The sequence below is a fragment of the Rickettsiella endosymbiont of Rhagonycha lignosa genome, assembly GCF_964031165.1.
In the GTDB taxonomy this organism is placed as follows: Bacteria; Pseudomonadota; Gammaproteobacteria; order Diplorickettsiales; family Diplorickettsiaceae; genus Aquirickettsiella.
In genome coordinates this window covers 1,644,351-1,666,090 of the sequence record NZ_OZ035011.1, presented here as the reverse complement: position 1 = coordinate 1,666,090, position 21,740 = coordinate 1,644,351, and the positions used below count along the sequence as shown (strand labels likewise).

The window sequence follows — 21,740 nt, the reverse complement described above, 5'->3', positions numbered from 1 at the left end:
CTATTTAATAAAAAGCACATTAACTTGAAAAGTAGGATAGTTTACTTTTTTTACCATAAAGGGTTTGAGATCTTGTATTAATAGCTGATCAGCCGGCGTAAGCTGTTGCAGAATAGTCTGCGTTTTTAACGGCTGAAATTGCAAATGCCAGGTTTTATGATAATGAACTAGACCTAACCAAACTGGAAAACCATTGCTTAGGCTTTTATGAGAACTCCAAAGATTTAAAACTAATAAATTATGTGTCGATGGAAAATATTTAGTCATGGTTAAGGCAGGTGCTTCACCTGCATTTGAGGAAACAAACAAAGGTAGGTTTGGATCATGATTATGTAAACTCAACTGATACAGTGTTGTATAAATTTTCGTTTTTGGAAGTGTATGCCAAGCATGTTTTTCTAAATGATTTTGAATATCAGAGAGTTTTCCTGCCCATTGTATATTTAACGCTTCAATTTTTTGACCAAAATGACCTATACGATAAATCGGCTTTACGGATTTAGCATTATTCCACCAGGTATTAAAACTGATAGTTTGTTCTGGAAAAAAAAGTTGAGAATTTGAGAATAATTTTTTATATCCATAGTTGAGATTAGCGCCCCAACATAGCAATAAAATTAAAATACCTAAAGCAGCAATGTTGGTTGATGAAATAGTTGTATGTTCTATTTTTCTACTATACGAAAGTATTAGTCCAGCGAGAATACTAATTCCTAGCATAGCGCCGGCCAAAATATCGCTAAACCAGTGAGCAGTTAAGTAAATACGTGAAAACATAACTAAGAGAATAATGAAGCTGGTAAATCCATAAATTAACATTCGTTGAGATTTAGGTTTTTCTATAGCAATTAATACAGAGAAAAATCCCAAAATTGAAATGCCACTAACGGTATGTCCGCTAGGGAAAGATGCTCCAAGAGGTGATTGGATTAATCCATGGGGACGAGTTATATGTAAAATATGTTTAAACATATCACCCAAACCATAGCTTAATATCCCTGCTAGTCCCCAATGTAAGCTTAACCAAAAATTTCTTTTTATTAAAAAAAACCCTAACATAATCATCCAAAATACAGCGAGTATTTTTGGGCTCAACTCAGCCATAGCTACAAAAACCATGTCTAAGTTTTGTTGACGTAAGCTACGCATTAAATGATAAATGGGTTCATTTAAATACGTTGCAAAACCTTGATGTGCAACACTAAAGGCTATAAATAAAAATCCCATAGCGCAAAAAATGCAAATTAATGCAAGCGCTAAATGAGCATGTGATTGAGGATGTCGATGATCTGTTAAAAGAGAAGTGATGGTTTTAAGCTTGGGATGGTTACGTGTGAAGCACCAAAGATATGCAACCTGTTTATCTAATAAACGACTAAACCATGCGTAACAAGATTTTATAAAAGCATAAACTAGCCAAACAAACAATAAAAGCAACACAACAAATATAATTAATTTACTGGCTACTTCAGGTGGTAATTGTTGGGAAGCTTGACCCAAAAGAATACCAGGTAACATATAGACCGGCGCCCAGGCAATAGCAGAAATGATATCTGCAATTAAAAATTGGCGGCTAGGCATTCGTACCATGCCTGCGATAAAAGGTAAAATAGCGCGAATAGGTCCAAAAAAACGACCAAAGAAAATACTTTTTCCACCATGCTTATTAAAAAAAGCTTCGCCTTTTCGTAAAAGTTTGGGATAACGACGAAATAGCCAAAAATCTTTACTGTGATGGTGGTAATGCCTACCTATCCAAAAACTAAGTACATCACCGGTGATAGCCCCTGCAATTGCCCATAAAACAATAGGTGTAAATGATAAAACTCCTATTCCAATTAAGGTACCGATTGTCGTCATGAAAACAGCCCCTGGCACTAATAATCCTATCATCACCAGGCATTCGAGAAAGGCAATAAAATAAGTAATTAAACCTGCTAAATAGGGATGAATTTGTAGCCAATCAAAAAAAGGTTTGAGATCGGGAAGCGTCATTAGGCTACATTTTCTCCAGCCGCTTGTTTATCGGCATGATATGAAGAGCGGACTAGCGGTCCACTCGCTACACGAATAAATCCCATTTTTTTTGCTAAATGGCCAAGATCTTGGAATTCTTGGGGAGTCACATAACGTGCAACAGGAAAATGATGACGACTAGGTGCGAGATATTGACCGATGGTGATCATATCCACCTGATGTTTACGTAGATCTTGCATGACTTCTCTAACCTCTTCCAAGGTTTCTCCTAGCCCTAACATAAGTCCTGATTTGGTAGGTATGTCTGGGAAGCGATTCTTAAATTCGAATAATAATTGTAGTGACCAATTATAATCTGAACCTGGGCGAGCTTGTTTATATAAACGTGGTACTGTTTCGATATTATGATTAAACACATCAGGTAATTCAGGTGTGATTGCATCTAAAGCAATATTCATACGGCCTCGAAAATCGGGCACAAGCACCTCTATGGTCAAGTTAGGACAACTTTGACGTAAGGCTTGTAAACATGCAGTAAAGTGAGCTGCTCCTCCATCACGTAGATCATCTCGATCGACAGAAGTAATAACAACATAGCGAAGTCCCATTTGTTTTACTGTCTTTGCTAGATTTTTTGGTTCATCTGGATCGAGTGGATCAGGCCGTCCATGACCAACATCACAAAATGTACATCGACGAGTACATTTGTCTCCCATAATCATAAAGGTAGCCGTGCCATGACTAAAACATTCGCTTAAATTTGGACAAGAAGCTTCTTCACATACCGTGTGAAGGCGATTTTCCCGTAACATGGTTTTAAGTTGATCTACAGCAGCTGTTGTCGGTAATTTGATGCGAATCCAATCCGGTTTACGTAATGGGATAGTAGGCTCAATTTTTATTGGAATGCGAGCCATTTTTTCAGCTCCGCGTTGTTTTTGTCTAGGATCCGGTGTTTTTAATTCCATAATTTTAAAAATTTTATAATAAAAGAAGTAATTTTAGCATACTGTTATTGAGGTATACGTTAGTCTAGTATGATATTTGTTGAAATTATTTTTAAGTAAAACTATTGAAAAATCCATGATAAATAATTAATTTTAATGAAATTTAACATTGATAAATCCCAATTTCTTGTTGAAACTGCTTGATAAAGTCAGCTGTTACTCTATTAAGATCAGTGGGTCCCCCTAAATCTGAAAGTTGAGTGATCGTAAGCCGACTCATGCCACAGGGATTAATTCCTGCAAAAGGATTAAGATCCATGGCTATATTGAACGCTAGGCCATGATAACAATAACCCCGTCGAATGCGTAGGCCAATAGAAGCAATTTTAGCAGAGTTGACATAAACACCCGGAGCTTCTTTTTTTGCTTCAGCATTTATAGCGTACGTTGCTAATAAATTAATGATTGTGTTTTCTAGAAGAGAAACTAACTCACGCACACCTAGATTAAGACGGCGAAGGTTTAGAAGTGGGTAAATAACCAACTGACCAGGACCATGATAGGTTACTTGCCCACCCCGATCGGTTTTTTCGATGGGAATATTCCCGGGATTAAGGATATGTTCCAGTTTACCTGCTTGACCTAGGGTGTAAACGGGGGCGTGTTCAATGAACCAAATTTCATCTGGAGTTTCAGGATTCCGCGCTTCGGTAAAAACACGCATGGCTTGGGCTATTGTATTATAGTCGCCCTGCTGTAAAGGTCGTACGATGAGTTGCTGATCTAACATAACACAGAAAGTATACTGGATCTATTTAAGTTGTTGAATAGCTGAAGGCTAAAAGTAATAAAATTCCGTATTTAACGTTAGCTATTACGGTTAAATAACAGATTTAGTAACTCAATTTCTGCTAGAATAGTTCATGCTCTCATGAATTAGGATTAGTTATGAAAAAATGGTTAATTATATTTCCCTTCTTATTAATGAATGTCGCAGCTTTTTCGATGCCTAACCCAGCTTCTATTTATTGTGTTCATCACAGCGGTCGGTTGGAAATGATGAATGAATCATCGGGTGTAACGGGCGTTTGCGTATTTCATGATCGAAGTTATTGCGAAGAATGGAGTTACCTTAGAGGAGTTTGTAAACCGAGTCAATTTTATTTACCTGAAAAACGATGGGGAACAAAATATTGTCTTACACAATTACCGAACAAAAATTTAATTATTTATTTATGTAAAGCTTAAACAGATGTTAGATAAAGAAAAACATCTACATTATTTTAAAAAAATGGAAATTCCTCTTTGGATCTTGCGTGAGAATGGCAATAAACTTTCTAAGGAAACAGTTAAGGACAATAGTATGCCCAGAAAATCGGAAATGACTCGCGAACAAAAAATCTCGGCACTGGATTGGCAAGCATTAAGGTTGGCAGTAAATAACTGCAAATCCTGTAATCTTTATAAAACACGTAGTAATCCTGTATTTGGAGTGGGAAATTCTGATGCCGATTTATTGGTCATTGGAGAAGCCCCAGGAGCGAATGAGGATAAACAAGGAGAACCTTTTGTAGGTCGGGGGGGGCAATTATTGACAAATATGTTGTCTTCGATCGGTTTTGAACGAGGGGATTACTATATTGCAAATATTTTAAAATCACGCCCACCCAATAATCGTGATCCCTCTTTGGAAGAAGTAAAGGCGTGCACACCTTATTTACTGCGGCAAATTAGTTTAATTAAGCCAAAATTAATTTTAGCAGTTGGTCGAATTGCTGCACATTATTTATTATCAACAGACGCATCAATGGCGAATTTACGCGGAAATTTGTTTCATTTTGGGGAAAAAAAAATTCCCTTGTTAGTTACTTACCATCCCGCTTATTTACTTCGTTCTCCACGCGAAAAACGGAAAGCTTGGCAAGATATGCAATGTGTAAAAAAACAATTGGACCTAGAAAGTATCGAACAAAACCGTTAATTAGGTCCTGTAAAAATAGTTTGTATGAATTGGGTTTTAGCCTGGTTGAGTTATTATTTACCATTGCATTAAGCAGTATTTTGTTAACTCTAGCATTTCCAGTCTATAAACATTTAGCTCTTGAACTCCGTTTATTTATTTTAACTGAACGAGTCCGTTCCACTCTAGATTATGCTCGGAGTGAAGCAATTAGGCATCAGAATGTGATAACAATATGTAAGAGTAAAGATGGGAAAAACTGTTCAGGGCGTTGGAAGGATGGTTGGATCGTTTTAATAAATAAAAGTTCTTCTTCAATTGAAAATGGAAGTTTATTATATGTTTATCCTGCTTTGAGTTATTGGGATTTTTTAGAATGGCATGGATTTCGCTCAGACAATTATTTACAGATGTATCCAAATGGCTCTAGCCAAAATGGCAGTTTTATCGTTTGCGTTAGTGCATTCTCACAGAAAATAGCTAGATTAATTAAAATAAGTCAAACAGGAAGGGTAAGAATAGATAGGGAAAACACTAAAAACCTGAAATGTAATGGCTAAATAAATCCATTCTTTGAGATTTACATATTTAGCTTTTTATAACTTGGCGTCTGAATATATTGCGCTTGCAATGAATTCAAAAAATTCGTATCTTCATACTAGCAATATGCAGCTACTAGCGTTCTAAGCAATTAAAAAATTTTTATGAAAAAAAATATTCTTTTTATCCTAAATATAGCTTCAATAGATGCCTATGCCCAAATTCCAGGATCACTAGGTGACTTATCAGATAAACTTTTATTGCCTATGTCTCTGTTGACGGGTGCACTTTATAATATGAGTTTGGCTATTGGGATAGCTTTACTATTCGGTTCCCTCATTCAGTATAAAAACTATCGAAATAATCCCTCCCAAGTTCCTCTGAGTCGCCCAATTACTTTATTGATTTTCGGTGTTATTTTAATTGTATTGCCTATACTTACCAAATTTTCTGAAAGCGCCCTTTTAGTTTCAAGAGTATCTTAAAAATGAAAATTCTTATCAGTAATGACGATGGTGTACATGCTCCGGGCTTGTCGATTTTAGCTAAAGCTTTAGCCCAAATCGCAGAAGTTACTATTGTAGCTCCAGATAGGGATCGCAGCGGGGCCAGTAATTCGTTAACTTTGCAGCATCCTTTAAGATTAAGATACTTTGAGGATAATATTATTAGTGTGCAAGGGACTCCAACAGACTGCGTTCATCTCGCCTTAACAGGTCTGTTAAGTCAAGACAAACTTCCTGATATGGTCGTATCAGGTATTAATGCGGGCTCTAATTTAGGTGAGGATGTTTTCTACTCAGGAACTGTGGCGGCCGCAATGGAAGGACGTTTTCTAGGAATTCCAGCGATTGCTTTTTCAATCGCTGGAAATGAGCCGATGTATTATTCTACAGCAGCAGAAGTTGCGAAGAGGTTGGTAACCCTTTTATATGAAAAACCAATTCCAGCTAAGACTATTTTAAATGTAAATATCCCGGACGTCGCTTTTGAAGACTTAAAAGGATATGAAGTAACACGGTTAGGAACCCGCCATAATGCTGACAGAATGATGCCTAGTAAAGATCCGAGAGGGCATACCATTTACTGGATTGGTAGTTCCGGAAAGGAAGATGATGCAGGAGTAGGTACAGATTTTTATGCTATGAGCCAATCACAAGTTAGTATTACACCTTTACAGCTTGATTTAACCCATCATGCTGCTCGAGACCAGATTGAAGATTGGATTGTTAAAATGGATCCGAAACTTTAAATTATCTTGATATACTTACAGCTATTGGATTTAAGGTAAGGCGCCGAGAAAATGAAGCAACCGGAGTGTATTTAAGATATATGAGGATTGCGAGTTGAACGGCAACACAGACAAAATTCAAGTGTAAAGAATGTCAAGAATTTATTGAATTTTTTATCTAAAGTATGATATGCAATGAAGTATTTTTCTAAACTTTACGACAAAATGCTTGCTTTGGCTAAGCATGCACATGCTCCGTATTATTTATTTGTTTTAAGTTTTGCAGAGTCTTCGTTTTTTCCTATCCCACCTGATGTTATGTTAGCCCCTATGTCCCTAGCTAAGCCTGAGTGTGCGTGGCGTTATGCATTTTTGACAACAATAGCTTCTGTTTTAGGTGGATTATTTGGCTATTGGATAGGGAATATAGCGTTTGATTGGGTACATCCTTATATTCAGCAATTCGGGTATGAGAATACTTACCAACAAATTGAGCATGGATTTAATCAATGGAATTTTTGGATACTTTTTTTGGCGGGATTTACACCTATTCCTTATAAGTTATTTACCATAGTGGCTGGGGCCTTGCATGTTGCGCTATTACCCTTTATCTTGGGATCATTGGTAGGTCGTGGCGGAAGGTTTTTTTTAGTCGCTTTTTTAATGCGTTGGGGTGGCGTTCATATTGATAAATTATTACGACATTACATCGATCGATTTTCTTGGTTTGTTCTATTACTAGCGGTCGCTGTTTTTGCTTCTCTTAAAATTTGGGGTTAAGGAATAATATTTGAGTATGCAAAATAGAGATATAAATTTCCTATTTGGCTAGATTTCAACAAGAATAATGAGTTGGGATGCTAATTTGAGTGTATTAGCCCCGATGCATAGATATTCGACAAAACAATCAAAATTTAATCAGATCTAAGAATTTTTAAACTTTGTTAATTATGTTAGTAACAAAAAAAATGGTTATTTAATATATATCTTTCTATCTAGGTTAATTAATTCAGGGAGAGTTAATATGGGTAACAAAGGAAGTGCATTTAAAAAACGAGGAGGTGGAAAACAGCCAAATTCAGTAGTGTCTGAACAAGTATTCGAAAATAAACCAGAGAAATTTTTAGTAAATCGTGAAATTGGTGAGTCAGAAACAACACCCCATAAATATGTGCGACGTGATGAGACACTTGGCGCAACCCAATTATATTTAAATGAAATAGGTTTCTCTCCTTTATTGACGGCTGAAGAAGAAGTTTACTATGCGCGCCTCATTGCAAAAGGGGATCAAGATGCTCGTAAACGAATGATAGAAAGTAATTTACGTTTAGTGGTAAAAATAGCCAGACATTATAATAATCGCGGATTACAATTTTTGGATCTGATAGAAGAAGGTAATTTAGGTTTAATGCATGCAGTAGAAAAATTTGATCCAGAGCGCGGTTTTCGTTTTTCTACGTATGCTACATGGTGGGTGCGTCAAGCCATTGAACGAGCTATTATGAATCAAGCGCGTACTGTTCGTCTTCCAATCCATGTGGTTAAAGAATTGAATGTTTATTTACAAGCAGCAAGAGAATTAACACAGAAATTAGATCATAAACCTACTTCAGATGAAATTGCTAAGTGGTTAGATAGACCTTTCGAAGAAGTAGAGCGTATGCTCGGTTTAAATGAACATATCACTTCTGTTGATGCTCCAGCTAGTAGTGAAGCGGATAAACCTTTACTTGAAACCTTATCCGATAATCGTGAAAATGATCCTGAACATATCTTGGAAGGTGAAAATCTAAGAAAACGATTAGAAGGTTGGCTAAAACAACTATCGACGAATCAACGTGAAGTTATTGCTCGTCGTTATGGTTTATTAGGTTGTGATCGTATGACCTTAGAAGAAGTTGGTGAAGTAATTGGCCTAACCCGCGAGCGGGTCAGGCAAATTCAGGTTGAAGGTCTGAAAACTTTACGAAAAATTATGGAAAAACAAGGGTTTTTTTCCAATTTGCTGTATGATTGATTTTTTAAATAAAAATAAAATATTTTTAAAAGTATGAAATGGTTATTTAATTATAAATATAGTATCACTTATATTATTTTAATAGTTTTATTGAATACCTTATTTGCTTATATACCATTAATGCAAATATTTAGTACAGAAATTTCCCCCATGGATTGGACGGTGGGGATTGTATATGTTTTACGTGATTTCGCTCAACGTGAATTAGAACATAAGGTTATTTTTGCGATGTTTATCGGTAGTTTAATCAGCTATATTTTAGCGGGTAAAGATTTGGCGATCGCAAGTATGAGTGCTTTTTTAATTGCGGAGTTTGTTGATTGGTCAGTTTATACTTTTACTAAACGGCCTTTTTCTCAACGCATACTTTGGTCTGCAAGCCTAAGCGCACCTATAGATAGTAGTGTTTTTTTATGGATTATTCATCAATTAAATTGGCTAGCAGTGTTAGTTTTGTCATTAGCCAAAATTGTCGGCGTATTGATCGTTTGGTATGGCTGGCGTAGTCGAGAAAAACGCACAATGGCAAATCGTTTAGATATACTGACTGTCAATCATAACTAGCGGTTTAATTTTTCTTTAAATCTTATCCTGGCCTTTTGTTTAATAGTTTCCTTTTTTATAGAGTGTCAATTTCTTTATTGCGAAAAAAATAATAAAATTAGCTGCTTAAGGTTTGTTTTATAGCTAATATACTAATGTCTTTTAGTTCTTCTAAAACAAATAATGGTGTATTGAGCGGTGGTAACCAATAGATAGTATTACCTAAAGGACGCAACCACGCCCCGAGTTGAAGTGCTTTCTGAAAAATCTGGTAACCCATACGTTGGTTTTTTTCTGTTTCTGATAATTGTAAATCAGCTGCAATGATAGCTCCAATGCCTCTAATGTTAGTTAATCTTTCTGTTTTATCATGAACTTCGTGCATTAATTTTTTTAAAATAATTTCTTTTTCTCGAACTTGTTGAAATATTTCTTCAACTTTTAGAATATTTAGACACTCCAATGCCACTGCTGCAGCTAAAGCGTTACCACTGAAAGTATGAGAATGTAAAAAACTTTTTCCAGATGAGTAATCATCATAAAATAAATTATAAATTTCAGAATGTGTTAATACCGCGCTCATTGGTAACCATCCTGAGGTTAAACCTTTACTTAAGCAAATAAAATCGGGTTTTATTTTTGCATGTTCACAGGCTAATGCTTGCCCTGTTCTGCCCAATCCCGTCATAATTTCATCAGCAATCAAATATATACCATGAGTTTGTGTCCATTTGCGCAAACGTCGAAGAAAATCTTGGCTATAAATTTTCATGCCTCCTGCTCCTTGGACTATAGGCTCAATAATAATGGCTGCTAAATTTGCTTCTTGCTTTTCCAGTTGTTTTTCTATGTCGGGCCAAATAGCTGAACAATTGTTCCAAAGAGGATCGGAACTAGAATGCACATAAGGGATATTTTGAATAAAGTTAGGTTTTATTAAGTGTGCTTCATAGGCTTTTCGATAAAGTCCTAAATCACTAAGCCCTAGGGCCATAAAGGTTTCACCATGATAGCCATTTTGAAGAGACGTAAATTGAGTACGTTGGTTTTGGCTCAGTAATTGCTGAGCATGTAAGCTCATTTTTAAAGCAATTTCTACCGCGGAAGACCCTTCACTGGCATAAAATATCTTATTTAGGCCTGGGCAAAGATTGCCTAATTTTTCAGAAAGTTGAATGATGATTTCATACGTACTATTGGCAAATATCACATGCTCAAAGCATTCTAATTGAGCTTGGAGGGCAGCTTTTAAGCGCGGATGATTATGACCTAATGATTTACACCACCAGCTAGAAATGGCATCAATTATTCTTCTTCCATCCGTCAGCTCTATGTAAGAACCATAGGCTTTTTTTATCATCAAAGGCGGAAAAGCTTCGTAATCCTTCATTTGTGAGCAAGGATGCCAAATATGTTGTCGGTTACGATTGATATGATCCATAAAATAGGGTAAAAAAGAAGCAAGTTAAACATAGAAATGACTGAAAATGCGAATATTTCTTGTTAAAAACATGGCTAAATCTGAAGAATAAAAAAAGTTTCGAGTAAAGATTGTGTTAAATAAAAAAAATAAAATAAAGATAAAAGCCTGTTTCAAAGCGGTTCGGCCTTATCATGCCATAAAAAATATATTATTATTTATTCCGCTTTTTGTAGGACATCAATATTTTAATACTAGTGCAATAAAAAATTCTTTTTTAGGATTTTTTATTTTTTGTTTATTAGCATCAAGCGCGTATTTAATCAATGATCTAGTTGATTTAGAAAACGATAAACAACACCTTAAAAAACAAAAAAGACCTTTTGCTTCTGGGGAATTATCCCGTAAAACCGGATATATACTTGCTCCATTATTAGCGATAATGGCTTTAAGTTTGGCAGTATTATTACCACTAAATTTCTTAATAATTGCAATAGCTTATTATTGTTTAACGCTACTATATACATTTTTTATTAAACAAATAAAATGGCTAGATGCTATTTTACTCGCCTTTTTATATTCAATACGTGTATTTGCAGGAATGGCTTTGATTGAAAATGGATTTTCATTTTGGTTGATTTTTTTCGTTTTATCTTTGTTTTTTAGCTTGGCACTACTTAAGCGCTATGCTGAACTTACTACCTTACAAACAAGGAATAAGCTATCAATTTTAGGGCGCGCTTATAAAATAAAAGATAAAATAAAACTAGCCTTGTTAGGATATATTAGTGGTTATATATCTGTTTTGGTCTTTATTTTTTATATTTATTCTGTAAAAGCACATCTATTTTATAGAACTCCATTGTTATTATGGTTAGTTTGCCCTTGTCTATTTATTTGGCTTAATCACATGTGGCAGTTTGCTCAGGAAGGAAAAATTGACGATGATCCAGTGATATTTACCATTAAGAATAGGTGCAGTTGGGCTTTTTTAGCATTGATAGTAATTATTAGTGTTCTGGCAACAGAGTTCAAGCTTTCATTTTATAGCTTTTAAACTTTTATTCAGGAAGTTGACAATGCCAGGTATTCATTTTATGTTGGCAATTTTGTGATTTTAAGAAATTATTATGTTAAGTCCTGAAATCCGTCATGATTGGACCCTCGAGCAAATTCATGTGCTGTTCCAGTATCCTTTTAATGATTTAATTTATCGCGCACATTCGGCTCATCGCCAATCTTTTCAAGCTAATGCAGTCCAGATTAGTAGTTTACTTAATGTAAAAACTGGTTTATGTCCTGAGGATTGTTCGTATTGTCCTCAAAGCGGTCATTACAATACAGGACTAAAAAAAGAACCATTAATGACTGTAGATGAAGTAAAAACCGCAGCTAAAAAAGCCAAAGAAAATGGTGCAGGTCGATTTTGTATTGCAGCTGCATGGCGTAGTCCTCCGAAAAAAGAGTTTATTAATATATTAGAAATGGTATCGGCAATCAAAGCCTTAAATTTGGAGGCTTGTGCAACCTTAGGCATGCTCAGCAAAGAACAAGCTTTGCAATTATCTAATGCCGGTTTAGATTATTACAACCATAATCTAGATACATCGCCAGAATATTACAAAACTATTATTACCACCCGAACTTATCAAGAACGGCTAGAAACTTTAGCATGTGTTCGAGCGGCAGGTATAAAAGTTTGCTGTGGTGGAATTATCGGCATGGGGGAAGCGCATGAGGATCGAGCGGGACTTTTACGACAACTGGCTAACCTACCTGAGCATCCTAAAAGTGTAACGTTGAATAAATTAATTCCGGTCCCTGGTACACCTTTGGCAAATAAACCACCAGTAGATTCTTTTGAATTTATTCGTGTCGTTGCAGTTGCACGTATTATGTTACCTATTAGTATGATTCGTTTGTCTGCTGGGCGCGATAGCTTGAGCGAAGAAGCGCAAGCATTATGTTTTTTTGCAGGTGCTAATTCTCTACATTACGGTGAGAAATTATTAACGACAGATAATATTTCTCCTGACCAGGATAACGCACTGTTAAAAAAATTGGGTTTAGAACCCGTATTATTTGATACAGAATTACATGCATGTCATTAACTTTTGAGAAAGTATTAAGTTCACATAAACAAAAAGGTCTATATAGAGAACGTAAAGTCTTGCAAAGTTTGCTCGGAATGCAGCGTCGTTTTAATGATAAGAATTTTTGTTGTTTTTCTTCCAATGATTATTTAGGCTTATCTCAACACCCCGCGGTTATAAAATCTTTTAAGCAGGCTGTGGATGATTATGGTGTGGGTAGTGGTTCATCTCATTTTCTTGGAGCTTATAATCGATTTCACCAAGAGCTCGAACTTGCCTTAGCTGAATTCCTTAATTTCCCTAAAGTTTTGGTATTTTCTACTGGATATATGGCTAATTTGGGTATTTTAGGGAGTTTATTACAAAGAAACACGGCAGTATTTGCTGACAAATTAAGCCATGCTTCTTTAATTGATGGCGTAAAATTAAATACAGCCCTATTTAAACGTTATCCACATAATAAGCTTACTATTTTAGAAAAGCATTTAATGCAATCTACTTCTAGACAAAAATTTATCGTGACTGATGGTGTATTTAGTATGGATGGCGATATGGCTTTATTGCCATCACTAATCGAAATCGCCCAAAAATTTTCATCCACTCTGTTAGTGGATGATGCGCATGGCATAGGTGTATTAGGAAAAAATGGAATAGGTATTTGTGAACTTTTTAGATGTAAGCCAGATATTCTATCTGGGGGTTTTGGTAAAGCTTTTGGATGTTTTGGCGGCTTTGTGGCTTCGAATGAAGTTATCATCGAGAATCTGATTCAATTCGCGCGCCCTTATATGTATACCACTGCCTTACCCCCAGCTTTAGCTAAAGCGGCTTATACGAGTTTATTATTATTACAAGCAGAAAGCTGGCGTAGAGAAAAATTATGGAGTTTAATTACATATTTTAAACAGAGGGCGCAACAGTTGGGATTACCGATATTGCCTTCCCAGACCCCTATTCAACCGGTTTTAATAAAGAATACTGAGCAAACCATAGCGCTTTCAACCTATTTATTGCAAAATGGCTTTCTGGTTAATGCTATTCGACCCCCGACAGTTCCTGAAAATACCTCTCGACTACGAATTAGCTTAAGCGTATTACATTCAGAGAATGAAATTGATAGATTGCTAGAACAAATAGCCTTGGGCCTAAAATTGATAAAAATAAATGATAATCCAATTAGATCAAACACAGATTGCCCAGCGTTTTAATAAAGCGGCAAGCACTTATGATCCCGTTGCTGTCTTACAACAACAGGTAGGAAAATCTTTATTAGAACGTTTACAAGGAATTCGCTGTCAACCGCAAACTATATTAGATCTTGGGTGTGGAACAGGTTATTTCGAAGCTTTTTTGAAAAAAATATACCCGACGGCTAAAATTATAGGCTTAGATAAATCGAATGGAATGCTGGCACAAGCGCAGGTTAAAGAAAAAAAATATCAACTTACAGATATCCATTGGGTAAATGGAAATGCCGAGAATTTACCCTTTAGTGATCATAGTTTCGAATTAGTTTACTCCAATTTGATGTTGCATTGGAGCAATGATTTTATCAAGAGCCTCAAAGAAATTCGACGTATATTAAAACCTAAAGGGTTGCTACTTTTCTCCATGGTGGGGCCGGATACTTTGCAAGAATTGAGATATTGTTGGAGTACTATTGATGAGCAACCGCATGTACACCTATTCGTTGATATGCATGATGTAGGTGATAACTTACACCAATCGCCTTTTGTCGATCCAGTGATGGATGTTGAATATTTTACTTTATTGTATGCAAAGGCCTTAGATTTGATGAAGGAATTAAAAAAATTAGGTGTACAAAATATTGCGAAGAATCGTCATCGAGGTTTAACTTCAAAAGGGACCTTAAAAAAATTGATTGATGCTTATGAAGGATTTCGTAGCAAAGAAGGGAAATTACCCGCGACATGGGAAATTATTTATGGACACGCTTGGGCTGCTGAAAAACAATCCCAAAAACAGAATGAATTTGATGAAATTAAAATACCTTTAAGCAGTATCATTCGGGGATAAATTATTTTTTAATCGTTTTTGTTGTAAGCATGATTCTTAAGAGGGGCTGTTATACCGAAAAAAAGCTTTTTGCCAATTCGCTTCTAGTAGCAAAATAGATATATAATATTTGAATAATTTAAGATCTTAGTCAACTTCTCTATTTATTTTTTTTATAGTATTTACTTATGAAATTTTTAAATCAATATCGGTTCATTTTTTTGGGGGCTTTACTTTTATTTACTAATAGCCAAGTACTAGCTGAAGCCAAACTAAGCCAATTATTAAATAATCTACAGACCTCTCGAGCTAATTTTACTCAGACGGTCATGAATTCTAGAGGTCAGATTTTACAGCAAATAAGTGGCAAGATGACGATACAACGACCGGGCTGTTTTCGATGGGAGGTTATGCAACCCAACAAACAGTTACTAATTGCAGATGGTCAACGTATTTTGTTTTATGATATTGATTTGCAACAAATAACAATCCAAAAACAAAAAACAGCCGATACAGATTCTCCAGCGGCATTATTGAGTGAATCCCCTAAAAATTTGACGCAACTTTTCGTTATTCACCCATTAATGGATATCCAGGGTTTTACTTTATTTCCTAAAAATAAAAATGCATTATTCCAATCGATTACTTTGATTTTTCAAAAAGATCGCTTACATGAGATGCGTTTAACCGATAAATTAGATCAACAAACTGTAATTAATTTTTCTCAAGTTGAATTAAATCCTCGTTTATCTGCAAAAACATTTCAGTTTGTTATGCCGAAAGATCAAAATATCGAAATTGTTAAAGGTTGAGCGTATGGCACATGTTCATCACCATAATACTTTTGTTAGTTTAAATATAAGCTTTGCTATTGCTATCTTGTTAAATTCAAGTTTTTTATTAACAGAAGTAATTTATGGTTTTATTGCCCATTCTGTAAGTTTATTATCCGATGCTGTGCACAATTTTGGAGATGTACTCGGTTTATTGATGTCTTGGGGGGCTAGTGTTTTAGTTAAAAGACGAGCGACGCAACGCTATAGTTATGGCTATAAAAAAATAACTATTTTGGCTGCATTGGCTAATGCTTTATTACTTGTTTTAACATCCGCTTTAATCGTTTATGAGTCCATTAATAGACTTAACAACCCAAAAGAAATTAATGAAATTATCGTGATGATAGTTGCTTTCATAGGGATATTGATCAACGGAGGAACGGCTTTATTATTTATGCGACAAAGTGCTACTGATCTTAATATTAAAGGAGCATTTTTACATTTAGCTTATGATGCACTTATTGCTTTAGGTGTTGTATTAGCGGGCGTTGCTATCTATTTTACTGGTAGGTTATGGATAGATCCGATAGTAGGATTGTTAATCGTTGGTATTATCGCCTGGGGTAGTTGGAATTTACTACAACGTTCTGTTGAACTAATTTTAGGTGCGGTCCCTTATGGAGTAAATCAGAAAGCAGTATATACTTATTTAAAAGAGCTGCCCGGTGTACAAGAAGTCCATGATTTGCATATTTGGGGCTTAAGTACACAAGAAACCGCTTTAACTGCGCATTTGATCATGCCAGAAAGTAGTCTATCTGATGAAGAATATTTAAAAATCAATCAATATTTGGCTAAGGAATTTCATATCCAACACATTACTTTGCAAGTTGAACAAGGACAAAAAAAGTATCCTTGCTCGCAGTCTTTAATTTGCTAACTTTAATAACGCACTGGCTTCATTTTATACGTAAATTTTACTACCTATTTTTGGCCATTAAATGTTTTTTATATTATATATAACGATAGGCTTATTAGCTGGATTTTTAGCTGGACTATTAGGGATAGGTGGTGGAACTGTTTTAGTTCCCGGATTGCTTGCCATTTTTTCACATGCAAATATTCCTGAACATTTGGTAATGCATATGGCAACGAGTACAGCATTGACGTCTATTATTTTTACTTCACTTATTGCTGTTTATCATCAACAGCGTAGTTTTTCTATTAATTGGCTTTTATTTCAACAATTAGTTCCAGGAATGGTTGTTGGTATAATAACAGGAGCTTTATTAGCATTATTATTATCTACACAAACATTGAAACTATTATTTAGCGTATTTCTTTTTTCAGTTGCATTCAAATTATATTTTCATAGAAGTCCAACTATAAAAAAAGAAATCATTGTCTTAAATACTTTCAAGAAGTGGTCTATAGGTTTCTTTATTGGAATTATTTCAGGAATATTAGGTCTTGGTGGAGGAGCTATTTCCGTTCCAGTTTTTTTACGTTTGGGCTTATCTACACATCATGCGATTGCGACTTCTTCTGCCTGTGTATTATTACTTGCGGTCTTAGGAGCTATAACTTTTACTTTAACTGGTTTGCATGCCCATAATCTTCCATCCGGAAGTGTGGGATTTGTTTATTGGCCTGCGGTATTAGGGATATCGATAGGAAGTGTGCTTTTTGTTCCACTAGGTACCGGACTAGGAAAACGCATTGCAGGGAATATTTTGCGCAGATTTTTTGCTTTATTTCTTTTTGTATTGGGCATTACCTTTTTAATCCATTAAAGTATTGATATGTCTTCAAATCATTCACAACCAATCGGCATATTTGATAGTGGTATTGGCGGCTTAACTGTCGCCCATGCTGTAACTAAATTGTTACCTAATGAATCTATCGTCTATTTTGGCGATACCGCCCATGCGCCTTGGGGGGATAAGTCTGCTGCAGCTATTCAAGCCTATTCCATAAAGATTTGTGATATGTTGCTTAAGCAGAATTGCAAGCTTATATTAATTGCTTGTAATTCAGCTTCGGCTGTTGCTTATGAGCTAGTTAAAGAATATGTAGGTCGCAAAGCAATTGTGGTCGATGTGATTGATCCTATGATCGAATATTTAGCTAAAAATTATATCGACAAAACAATAGGTTTAATTGGCACAAAGCAAACTGTTAATTCAAATATCTATAGAAAAAAATTAGATGAATTGGGTATTAATATTCAATTAAATACGCTGGCTACCCCTTTACTCGTACCATTGATTGAGGAAGGTTTTATTGACCAAACTATTATGACTGACGCGATTAAGTCTTATTTGAATGAGTCATCTCTTCATAACCTTGATGCTTTGGTCTTGGGATGTACACACTATCCTTTAATTAAACAGCATATTAAGCAATTTTATAAGGATGCTACCGTTATTATCGATTCCACGGATATTGTTGCTGAAGTGGTAAAAAATATTCTTAAAGGAAACAAGCTGCTCGCCCTTTCATCTAACGCTATAAAAAAGAAATTTTATGTCTCAGATTACACTTCCGCATTTTCTGCTCTAGCCTATCTTTTCTTTAAAATGCCAATTATCTTAGAGCGATACCCCCTGTGGGAATGAAGGATAGCTATGAAATTTAGCCCTCATCATCTTTTAGCGTAAAATTGCTTATGGTAGAATAGGTAAATTCATAGACTTACGAGGGAAGTGATATGACTTCTAGTCAAATACGTTTTAATCCAGGCTTAGAATCCGTTTTAGCCACCAATACGGTATTACGCCAAACCTATATCCTGCTAGGGCTAACACTGATTTTTAGCGCAATAACAGCTGGGATTGCAATGTTAACCAATGCCTTGCCCTTAAATCCCTTTGTAACTCTTATAGGATATTTTGGACTATTATTCCTAACCAATTATACTCGAAACAGCTCTTGGGGCTTGTTATCTGTGTTTGGTTTAACGGGATTTATGGGATATACGCTCGGTCCTATTTTAAATCACTATATTCATGGATTCACCAATGGGCATGAATTAATCATGATGTCTTTAGGGGCTACTGGACTTATCTTTTTTGCTTTATCTGCTTACGCGTTAACCACTAAAAAAGATTTTAGTTTTATGACAAGTTTTTTGATGGTAGGTATGATTGTTGCTTTCCTGGCAAGTATCGGTACATTATTCTTTCATATACCCGTATTAATGCTCACCTTGTCCGCGGTATTTATTTTATTATCATCGGGCATTATTTTGCTGCAAACGAGTCAGATCATCCATGGCGGTGAAACTAACTACATTATGGCGACCGTTACGCTTTACGTATCACTTTATAATATCTTTTTAAGTTTATTAAACTTACTCGGTGCATTCAGCGGTAATCGAGATTAATTTATTTCAATAGCGATCTCATTTTAAAACAAGAGATCGCTGCAAAAAATAAATTTTTTTAAGATACTATCTATAATAGCTGGATTTTGGCCTACGAATAGCTTAATCCTTGTTCTATTAGACTGGAACAGAAAAAGCTTCTCAACTATCCTCTAAAGGATTCTTAAGCAGAAAACAAAGTTCTGCTTAAAAATTAGCTTCATCTCAGCTTTTAAGAAAATATTTCGTTGCAATGTTTTGGCAGCAGGTGGGGAAATGACAGGTTTAGTAGTTAACGGCGAGAAAATTTTAACCGATCAATTCGGATATCTTGTTCATGCGGCCGATTGGCATGAACAAGTAGCCACTAAGATAGCAAAAGATGAGGCGTTAATGCTTATCAAAGATCATTGGCATGTAATCTATTTTTTGCGCAATTTCTATCAGCAATATCATAAAACTCCGCCAATCAGAATTTTGGTTAATCAACTAGCTGTGCAATTAGGCTCAGAAAAAGCCAGTAGCATCTATCTCAATAATTTATTTCCAAAAGGTATACTTAAGCAAGCAAGTAAGTTAGCGGGATTGCCTAGACCTACGCGTTGCATGTAATCTATGCAAGTTAAACAGTAAAAAAATATAAATAATTAAAGGCGGAGACATGAATCACGAAGAACTTCAGAATTTGATCAAAGATTCAATAAAAAATGAAAAGTTGCGTGACTATTTGTTGAAGTATTTTGAATATGATTGCAAACTGAACATTAACCTTCCTCCAGCTCTCATCGAGAAAGCTACACAACGATTTAAAAATAAAATAAAAACTTTCCAGAAGATAGAAAAAGCTTTACCCGATGGACTTATTTTACCTGGAGATTTTTTTCTCCTGGGGCATAAGCTTGAAACCTTAAGACTCAATTTAGCCATTCTATATGCTAACGATACAGATGAAATAACTGAAGATATCTGTAATGAAACAAAAAATTTTATTTCCGAAATTTTAAGCAAAAATATTAAGCTTAAATTGAAATATTTCGATTTAATCATACTATTGTTAGAAAAAATAATAGAGTATCCACACTCTAATAAGAAATTTACGGACGTTTTAGATTTACTAAAATTGTTTATTAATGAATCAAGCAATCATCCTAATGAAGAAGATTTAAAATATGTAATCAACTTGGAAGCTAACAATGCTAACAAAACAGACATTTTAACTATAAAAAAAATGTTTTATGGAATAATTCGTGAATTAAATAAGAAATTAATTTTTCAAGATTTGTTAGATCGACTTATAAAAATTGTAGATTATAACAATTCACCATTGACACAGTTTTGTTTTTTATTCATAACTAAATGCCTTAAAGACTTACAAATGGACGCTATCGATTTTAACCAACTTATCGGGTTAGTTTATCAGGCTTTGCAACGCTTTCCTGAGCCCAAATTAACAATAAAAGGATTTAGATTCAACAAACTACTTAACAACAAAAAAATGAGTGAATATTTAGCGGAATTTGAAAAAGATTTTAGAGAAAAAATATTTGAACAGATAATCAACGAACCAGTAAAAGTTGATTTGGAAAATAATCAGCCAAATTCCATAATTGACAAAACATTAGAATTTAATATTTCAAATTACTTCCCAATTTCGATTAAAAATAAAAAATTGCAGACTAAATTTATTGAGGCTAGATTTGAATATAATCAAACATTTGAAAAAAAAATTACCACTAATGATCATTCCTTTTTTAAGCAAGTCAATGAAAAGGTTTTAAAAATTAGTAATACTGCAAATACAATTATAGAAAAAGGAAAAATTATAACAGCAAACGCAGTAGCAAATTTAGAAGAATTTGCAGAAAGTAGCTCGAACAGAGTAACTAGTTTTATCAAAAAAGATTCTGAAAATTTAAGTACTCAGAAGCGCGAAGAAATCGATGAAAAAGATCTAAATAATTCTTTAATACAAGCTAAAGCCCCGCTGGAAAGAATGAGTCCATCGGAATCAAAAATTAATCTTAATGTCAAAAGTGATGCGGATTCTTTTAATAATGCAAATAACAATCAATCTAATCCTCGTGAATGTCTAATATCGAGAGATAAATTGAATCCATCATTTATTGAAGAATCCAAAAAAAACATTCAAAAAATTTCTGTTAAGTTCGAAGAAACTTTTGCTTCCATAAAAGAGTATTGTTGGTTTGCGCAGCTTGAAGTCAACCAACCTAATTTAGCTAATAAAATATTTTATCGTGGGTGCTTTCATACTGATTTGTCAATAAAAAAAATTAAAGCTAAGTTAAATGATACTCCATCTTTCAACGAAATTAATGATCTTATCTCAAAACAAAGTTTTTGGTCATTGTTGTTTGATTTCGGGATTGTACGCTGGCCTTGGAAAAATAAAAAATTTTTTTCCGATATTTGGGTGAAACAACTATGTTTGTTTGAAATTATTACCCAAACCGAAAAAATAAAAATCAACCAACAGAATAGAGATGACAAGCTTTTTAAAATAATAGAATTATTGGAAGCGTTTTCATTAAATGAAAACGAACCTATAGTTAATATTCTAAATAATTTTAAAAAATATATAGTTGTTTGTTTTAAACAACCAGAAATAAAAGAATTAAAAAATAATAATTGCTTAAATGAAAAAATAAAAGGTGCTAAGACATCAGCCAACCGAAATCTAGGAAGTTTTTTTCCGGTTTTAGATTTATCTCGATCTGCAGCGGATGTATCGAGTCAATCCATTCCGACGCCAATTTTAGTAAATTAACTTTTAATATTTTAGGGAGTAAATTTAAGATAAATTACATATAATTAATTATAATAAAAAAAATATTGAGA

23 protein-coding genes are annotated in these 21,740 nt (G+C 34.6%); 19 read left to right on the top strand and 4 right to left on the bottom strand.

Going from position 1 to position 21,740, the window contains the following annotated elements:
• The 3 genes from AAHI99_RS07505 to lipB all read right to left on the bottom strand — a co-directional run bounded on the left by AAHI99_RS07505 (window position 1) and on the right by lipB (window position 3,714).
• Window positions 1–1,995 (bottom strand): bifunctional DedA family/phosphatase PAP2 family protein, encoded by a 1,995-nt coding sequence (locus AAHI99_RS07505; protein WP_342227640.1) that lies wholly within the window; start codon window positions 1,993–1,995, stop codon window positions 1–3.
• The gene (gene lipA / locus AAHI99_RS07500; protein ID WP_342227639.1) at window positions 1,995–2,945 is read right to left on the bottom strand and encodes a lipoyl synthase; all 951 of its coding nucleotides are present in this window, start codon (window positions 2,943–2,945) and stop codon (window positions 1,995–1,997) included. Before lipA ends, AAHI99_RS07505 begins: the two co-directional genes overlap by 1 nt.
• A gap of 142 nt (window positions 2,946–3,087) precedes the next feature.
• Window positions 3,088–3,714 carry a lipoyl(octanoyl) transferase LipB gene (lipB, locus tag AAHI99_RS07495; protein WP_342227638.1) on the bottom strand — a complete coding sequence of 209 codons (627 nt, stop codon included), beginning with the start codon at window positions 3,712–3,714 and terminating at the stop codon, window positions 3,088–3,090.
• 158 nt (window positions 3,715–3,872) lie between these two features.
• Between lipB and AAHI99_RS07490 the strand changes: the two genes are divergently transcribed.
• The 8 genes from AAHI99_RS07490 to AAHI99_RS07455 all read left to right on the top strand — a co-directional run bounded on the left by AAHI99_RS07490 (window position 3,873) and on the right by AAHI99_RS07455 (window position 9,236).
• Entirely contained in the window at window positions 3,873–4,172 is a 300-nt protein-coding gene (locus AAHI99_RS07490; protein WP_342227637.1) for a DUF333 domain-containing protein, read from the top strand.
• Between the two features lie 4 nt (window positions 4,173–4,176).
• Window positions 4,177–4,905, top strand: a complete 729-nt coding sequence (locus AAHI99_RS07485; RefSeq protein WP_342227636.1) for a uracil-DNA glycosylase — start codon at window positions 4,177–4,179, stop codon at window positions 4,903–4,905.
• Window positions 4,857–5,444: a GspH/FimT family pseudopilin gene (locus AAHI99_RS07480; RefSeq protein ID WP_342227635.1), complete on the top strand. Its 588-nt coding sequence runs from the start codon at window positions 4,857–4,859 to the stop codon at window positions 5,442–5,444. Before AAHI99_RS07485 ends, AAHI99_RS07480 begins: the two co-directional genes overlap by 49 nt.
• Before the next feature lie 144 nt (window positions 5,445–5,588).
• Window positions 5,589–5,909 carry a hypothetical protein gene (locus tag AAHI99_RS07475; protein ID WP_339050467.1) on the top strand — a complete coding sequence of 107 codons (321 nt, stop codon included), beginning with the start codon at window positions 5,589–5,591 and terminating at the stop codon, window positions 5,907–5,909.
• Window positions 5,910–5,911: 2 nt separating this feature from the next.
• Window positions 5,912–6,676 (top strand): 5'/3'-nucleotidase SurE, encoded by a 765-nt coding sequence (gene surE, locus AAHI99_RS07470; protein ID WP_342227634.1) that lies wholly within the window; start codon window positions 5,912–5,914, stop codon window positions 6,674–6,676.
• 174 nt (window positions 6,677–6,850) lie between these two features.
• Window positions 6,851–7,435, top strand: coding sequence for a YqaA family protein (locus AAHI99_RS07465; RefSeq protein ID WP_342227633.1), 585 nt, complete (start codon window positions 6,851–6,853; stop codon window positions 7,433–7,435).
• Window positions 7,436–7,679: 244 nt separating this feature from the next.
• Entirely contained in the window at window positions 7,680–8,672 is a 993-nt protein-coding gene (gene rpoS, locus AAHI99_RS07460; protein WP_342227632.1) for an RNA polymerase sigma factor RpoS, read from the top strand.
• 33 nt (window positions 8,673–8,705) lie between these two features.
• Window positions 8,706–9,236, top strand: a complete 531-nt coding sequence (locus tag AAHI99_RS07455; RefSeq protein WP_342227631.1) for a hypothetical protein — start codon at window positions 8,706–8,708, stop codon at window positions 9,234–9,236.
• A gap of 97 nt (window positions 9,237–9,333) precedes the next feature.
• Here the strand turns inward: AAHI99_RS07455 and bioA are convergent, their stop codons facing one another.
• A complete protein-coding gene (gene bioA, locus AAHI99_RS07450; protein ID WP_342227630.1) occupies window positions 9,334–10,656 on the bottom strand; it encodes an adenosylmethionine--8-amino-7-oxononanoate transaminase in 1,323 nt (440 codons plus the stop codon).
• Between the two features lie 112 nt (window positions 10,657–10,768).
• Between bioA and AAHI99_RS07445 the strand changes: the two genes are divergently transcribed.
• From AAHI99_RS07445 to AAHI99_RS07395, 11 genes are all read left to right on the top strand, one after another.
• The gene (locus AAHI99_RS07445) at window positions 10,769–11,692 is read left to right on the top strand and encodes a UbiA family prenyltransferase (RefSeq protein WP_342227629.1); all 924 of its coding nucleotides are present in this window, start codon (window positions 10,769–10,771) and stop codon (window positions 11,690–11,692) included.
• Window positions 11,693–11,765: 73 nt separating this feature from the next.
• On the top strand, window positions 11,766–12,746 hold the full coding sequence (bioB, locus tag AAHI99_RS07440; protein WP_342227628.1) for a biotin synthase BioB: 981 nt from the start codon (window positions 11,766–11,768) through the stop codon (window positions 12,744–12,746).
• Window positions 12,737–13,936, top strand: a complete 1,200-nt coding sequence (locus AAHI99_RS07435; RefSeq protein ID WP_342227627.1) for an 8-amino-7-oxononanoate synthase — start codon at window positions 12,737–12,739, stop codon at window positions 13,934–13,936. Before bioB ends, AAHI99_RS07435 begins: the two co-directional genes overlap by 10 nt.
• On the top strand, window positions 13,893–14,765 hold the full coding sequence (gene bioC / locus AAHI99_RS07430) for a malonyl-ACP O-methyltransferase BioC (protein WP_342227626.1): 873 nt from the start codon (window positions 13,893–13,895) through the stop codon (window positions 14,763–14,765). Before AAHI99_RS07435 ends, bioC begins: the two co-directional genes overlap by 44 nt.
• 167 nt (window positions 14,766–14,932) lie before the next feature.
• The gene (gene lolA / locus AAHI99_RS07425; RefSeq protein WP_342227625.1) at window positions 14,933–15,556 is read left to right on the top strand and encodes an outer membrane lipoprotein chaperone LolA; all 624 of its coding nucleotides are present in this window, start codon (window positions 14,933–14,935) and stop codon (window positions 15,554–15,556) included.
• A 4-nt stretch (window positions 15,557–15,560) separates the two neighbouring features.
• A complete protein-coding gene (locus AAHI99_RS07420; protein ID WP_342227624.1) occupies window positions 15,561–16,460 on the top strand; it encodes a cation diffusion facilitator family transporter in 900 nt (299 codons plus the stop codon).
• A 61-nt stretch (window positions 16,461–16,521) separates the two neighbouring features.
• The gene (locus tag AAHI99_RS07415; protein WP_342227623.1) at window positions 16,522–17,313 is read left to right on the top strand and encodes a sulfite exporter TauE/SafE family protein; all 792 of its coding nucleotides are present in this window, start codon (window positions 16,522–16,524) and stop codon (window positions 17,311–17,313) included.
• Window positions 17,314–17,322: 9 nt separating this feature from the next.
• Window positions 17,323–18,138 carry a glutamate racemase gene (murI, locus tag AAHI99_RS07410; RefSeq protein ID WP_342227622.1) on the top strand — a complete coding sequence of 272 codons (816 nt, stop codon included), beginning with the start codon at window positions 17,323–17,325 and terminating at the stop codon, window positions 18,136–18,138.
• A gap of 92 nt (window positions 18,139–18,230) precedes the next feature.
• Complete coding sequence (locus AAHI99_RS07405) at window positions 18,231–18,905, top strand: Bax inhibitor-1/YccA family protein (protein WP_342227621.1); 675 nt, start codon at window positions 18,231–18,233, stop codon at window positions 18,903–18,905.
• Window positions 18,906–19,160: 255 nt separating this feature from the next.
• Window positions 19,161–19,496 (top strand): TusE/DsrC/DsvC family sulfur relay protein, encoded by a 336-nt coding sequence (locus AAHI99_RS07400; RefSeq protein WP_342227620.1) that lies wholly within the window; start codon window positions 19,161–19,163, stop codon window positions 19,494–19,496.
• Window positions 19,497–19,545: 49 nt separating this feature from the next.
• The gene (locus AAHI99_RS07395) at window positions 19,546–21,669 is read left to right on the top strand and encodes a hypothetical protein (protein WP_342227619.1); all 2,124 of its coding nucleotides are present in this window, start codon (window positions 19,546–19,548) and stop codon (window positions 21,667–21,669) included.
• Window positions 21,670–21,740: the final 71 nt, after the last annotated feature.

Coding starts and splice junctions, on each gene's coding strand:
- lipB (WP_342227638.1), bottom strand. CDS start 3,714: ATGTTAGATCAGCAACTCATCGTACGACCTTTACAGCAGGGCGACTAT.
- AAHI99_RS07395 (WP_342227619.1), top strand. CDS start 19,546: ATGAATCACGAAGAACTTCAGAATTTGATCAAAGATTCAATAAAAAAT.
- AAHI99_RS07420 (WP_342227624.1), top strand. CDS start 15,561: ATGGCACATGTTCATCACCATAATACTTTTGTTAGTTTAAATATAAGC.
- AAHI99_RS07505 (WP_342227640.1), bottom strand. CDS start 1,995: ATGACGCTTCCCGATCTCAAACCTTTTTTTGATTGGCTACAAATTCAT.
- lolA (WP_342227625.1), top strand. CDS start 14,933: ATGAAATTTTTAAATCAATATCGGTTCATTTTTTTGGGGGCTTTACTT.
- bioC (WP_342227626.1), top strand. CDS start 13,893: ATGATAATCCAATTAGATCAAACACAGATTGCCCAGCGTTTTAATAAA.
- AAHI99_RS07475 (WP_339050467.1), top strand. CDS start 5,589: ATGAAAAAAAATATTCTTTTTATCCTAAATATAGCTTCAATAGATGCC.
- lipA (WP_342227639.1), bottom strand. CDS start 2,945: ATGGAATTAAAAACACCGGATCCTAGACAAAAACAACGCGGAGCTGAA.
- rpoS (WP_342227632.1), top strand. CDS start 7,680: ATGGGTAACAAAGGAAGTGCATTTAAAAAACGAGGAGGTGGAAAACAG.
- AAHI99_RS07455 (WP_342227631.1), top strand. CDS start 8,706: ATGAAATGGTTATTTAATTATAAATATAGTATCACTTATATTATTTTA.
- AAHI99_RS07405 (WP_342227621.1), top strand. CDS start 18,231: ATGACTTCTAGTCAAATACGTTTTAATCCAGGCTTAGAATCCGTTTTA.
- murI (WP_342227622.1), top strand. CDS start 17,323: ATGTCTTCAAATCATTCACAACCAATCGGCATATTTGATAGTGGTATT.
- bioB (WP_342227628.1), top strand. CDS start 11,766: ATGTTAAGTCCTGAAATCCGTCATGATTGGACCCTCGAGCAAATTCAT.
- bioA (WP_342227630.1), bottom strand. CDS start 10,656: ATGGATCATATCAATCGTAACCGACAACATATTTGGCATCCTTGCTCA.
- surE (WP_342227634.1), top strand. CDS start 5,912: ATGAAAATTCTTATCAGTAATGACGATGGTGTACATGCTCCGGGCTTG.
- AAHI99_RS07435 (WP_342227627.1), top strand. CDS start 12,737: ATGTCATTAACTTTTGAGAAAGTATTAAGTTCACATAAACAAAAAGGT.
- AAHI99_RS07485 (WP_342227636.1), top strand. CDS start 4,177: ATGTTAGATAAAGAAAAACATCTACATTATTTTAAAAAAATGGAAATT.
- AAHI99_RS07490 (WP_342227637.1), top strand. CDS start 3,873: ATGAAAAAATGGTTAATTATATTTCCCTTCTTATTAATGAATGTCGCA.
- AAHI99_RS07480 (WP_342227635.1), top strand. CDS start 4,857: ATGTGTAAAAAAACAATTGGACCTAGAAAGTATCGAACAAAACCGTTA.
- AAHI99_RS07400 (WP_342227620.1), top strand. CDS start 19,161: ATGACAGGTTTAGTAGTTAACGGCGAGAAAATTTTAACCGATCAATTC.
- AAHI99_RS07415 (WP_342227623.1), top strand. CDS start 16,522: ATGTTTTTTATATTATATATAACGATAGGCTTATTAGCTGGATTTTTA.
- AAHI99_RS07465 (WP_342227633.1), top strand. CDS start 6,851: ATGAAGTATTTTTCTAAACTTTACGACAAAATGCTTGCTTTGGCTAAG.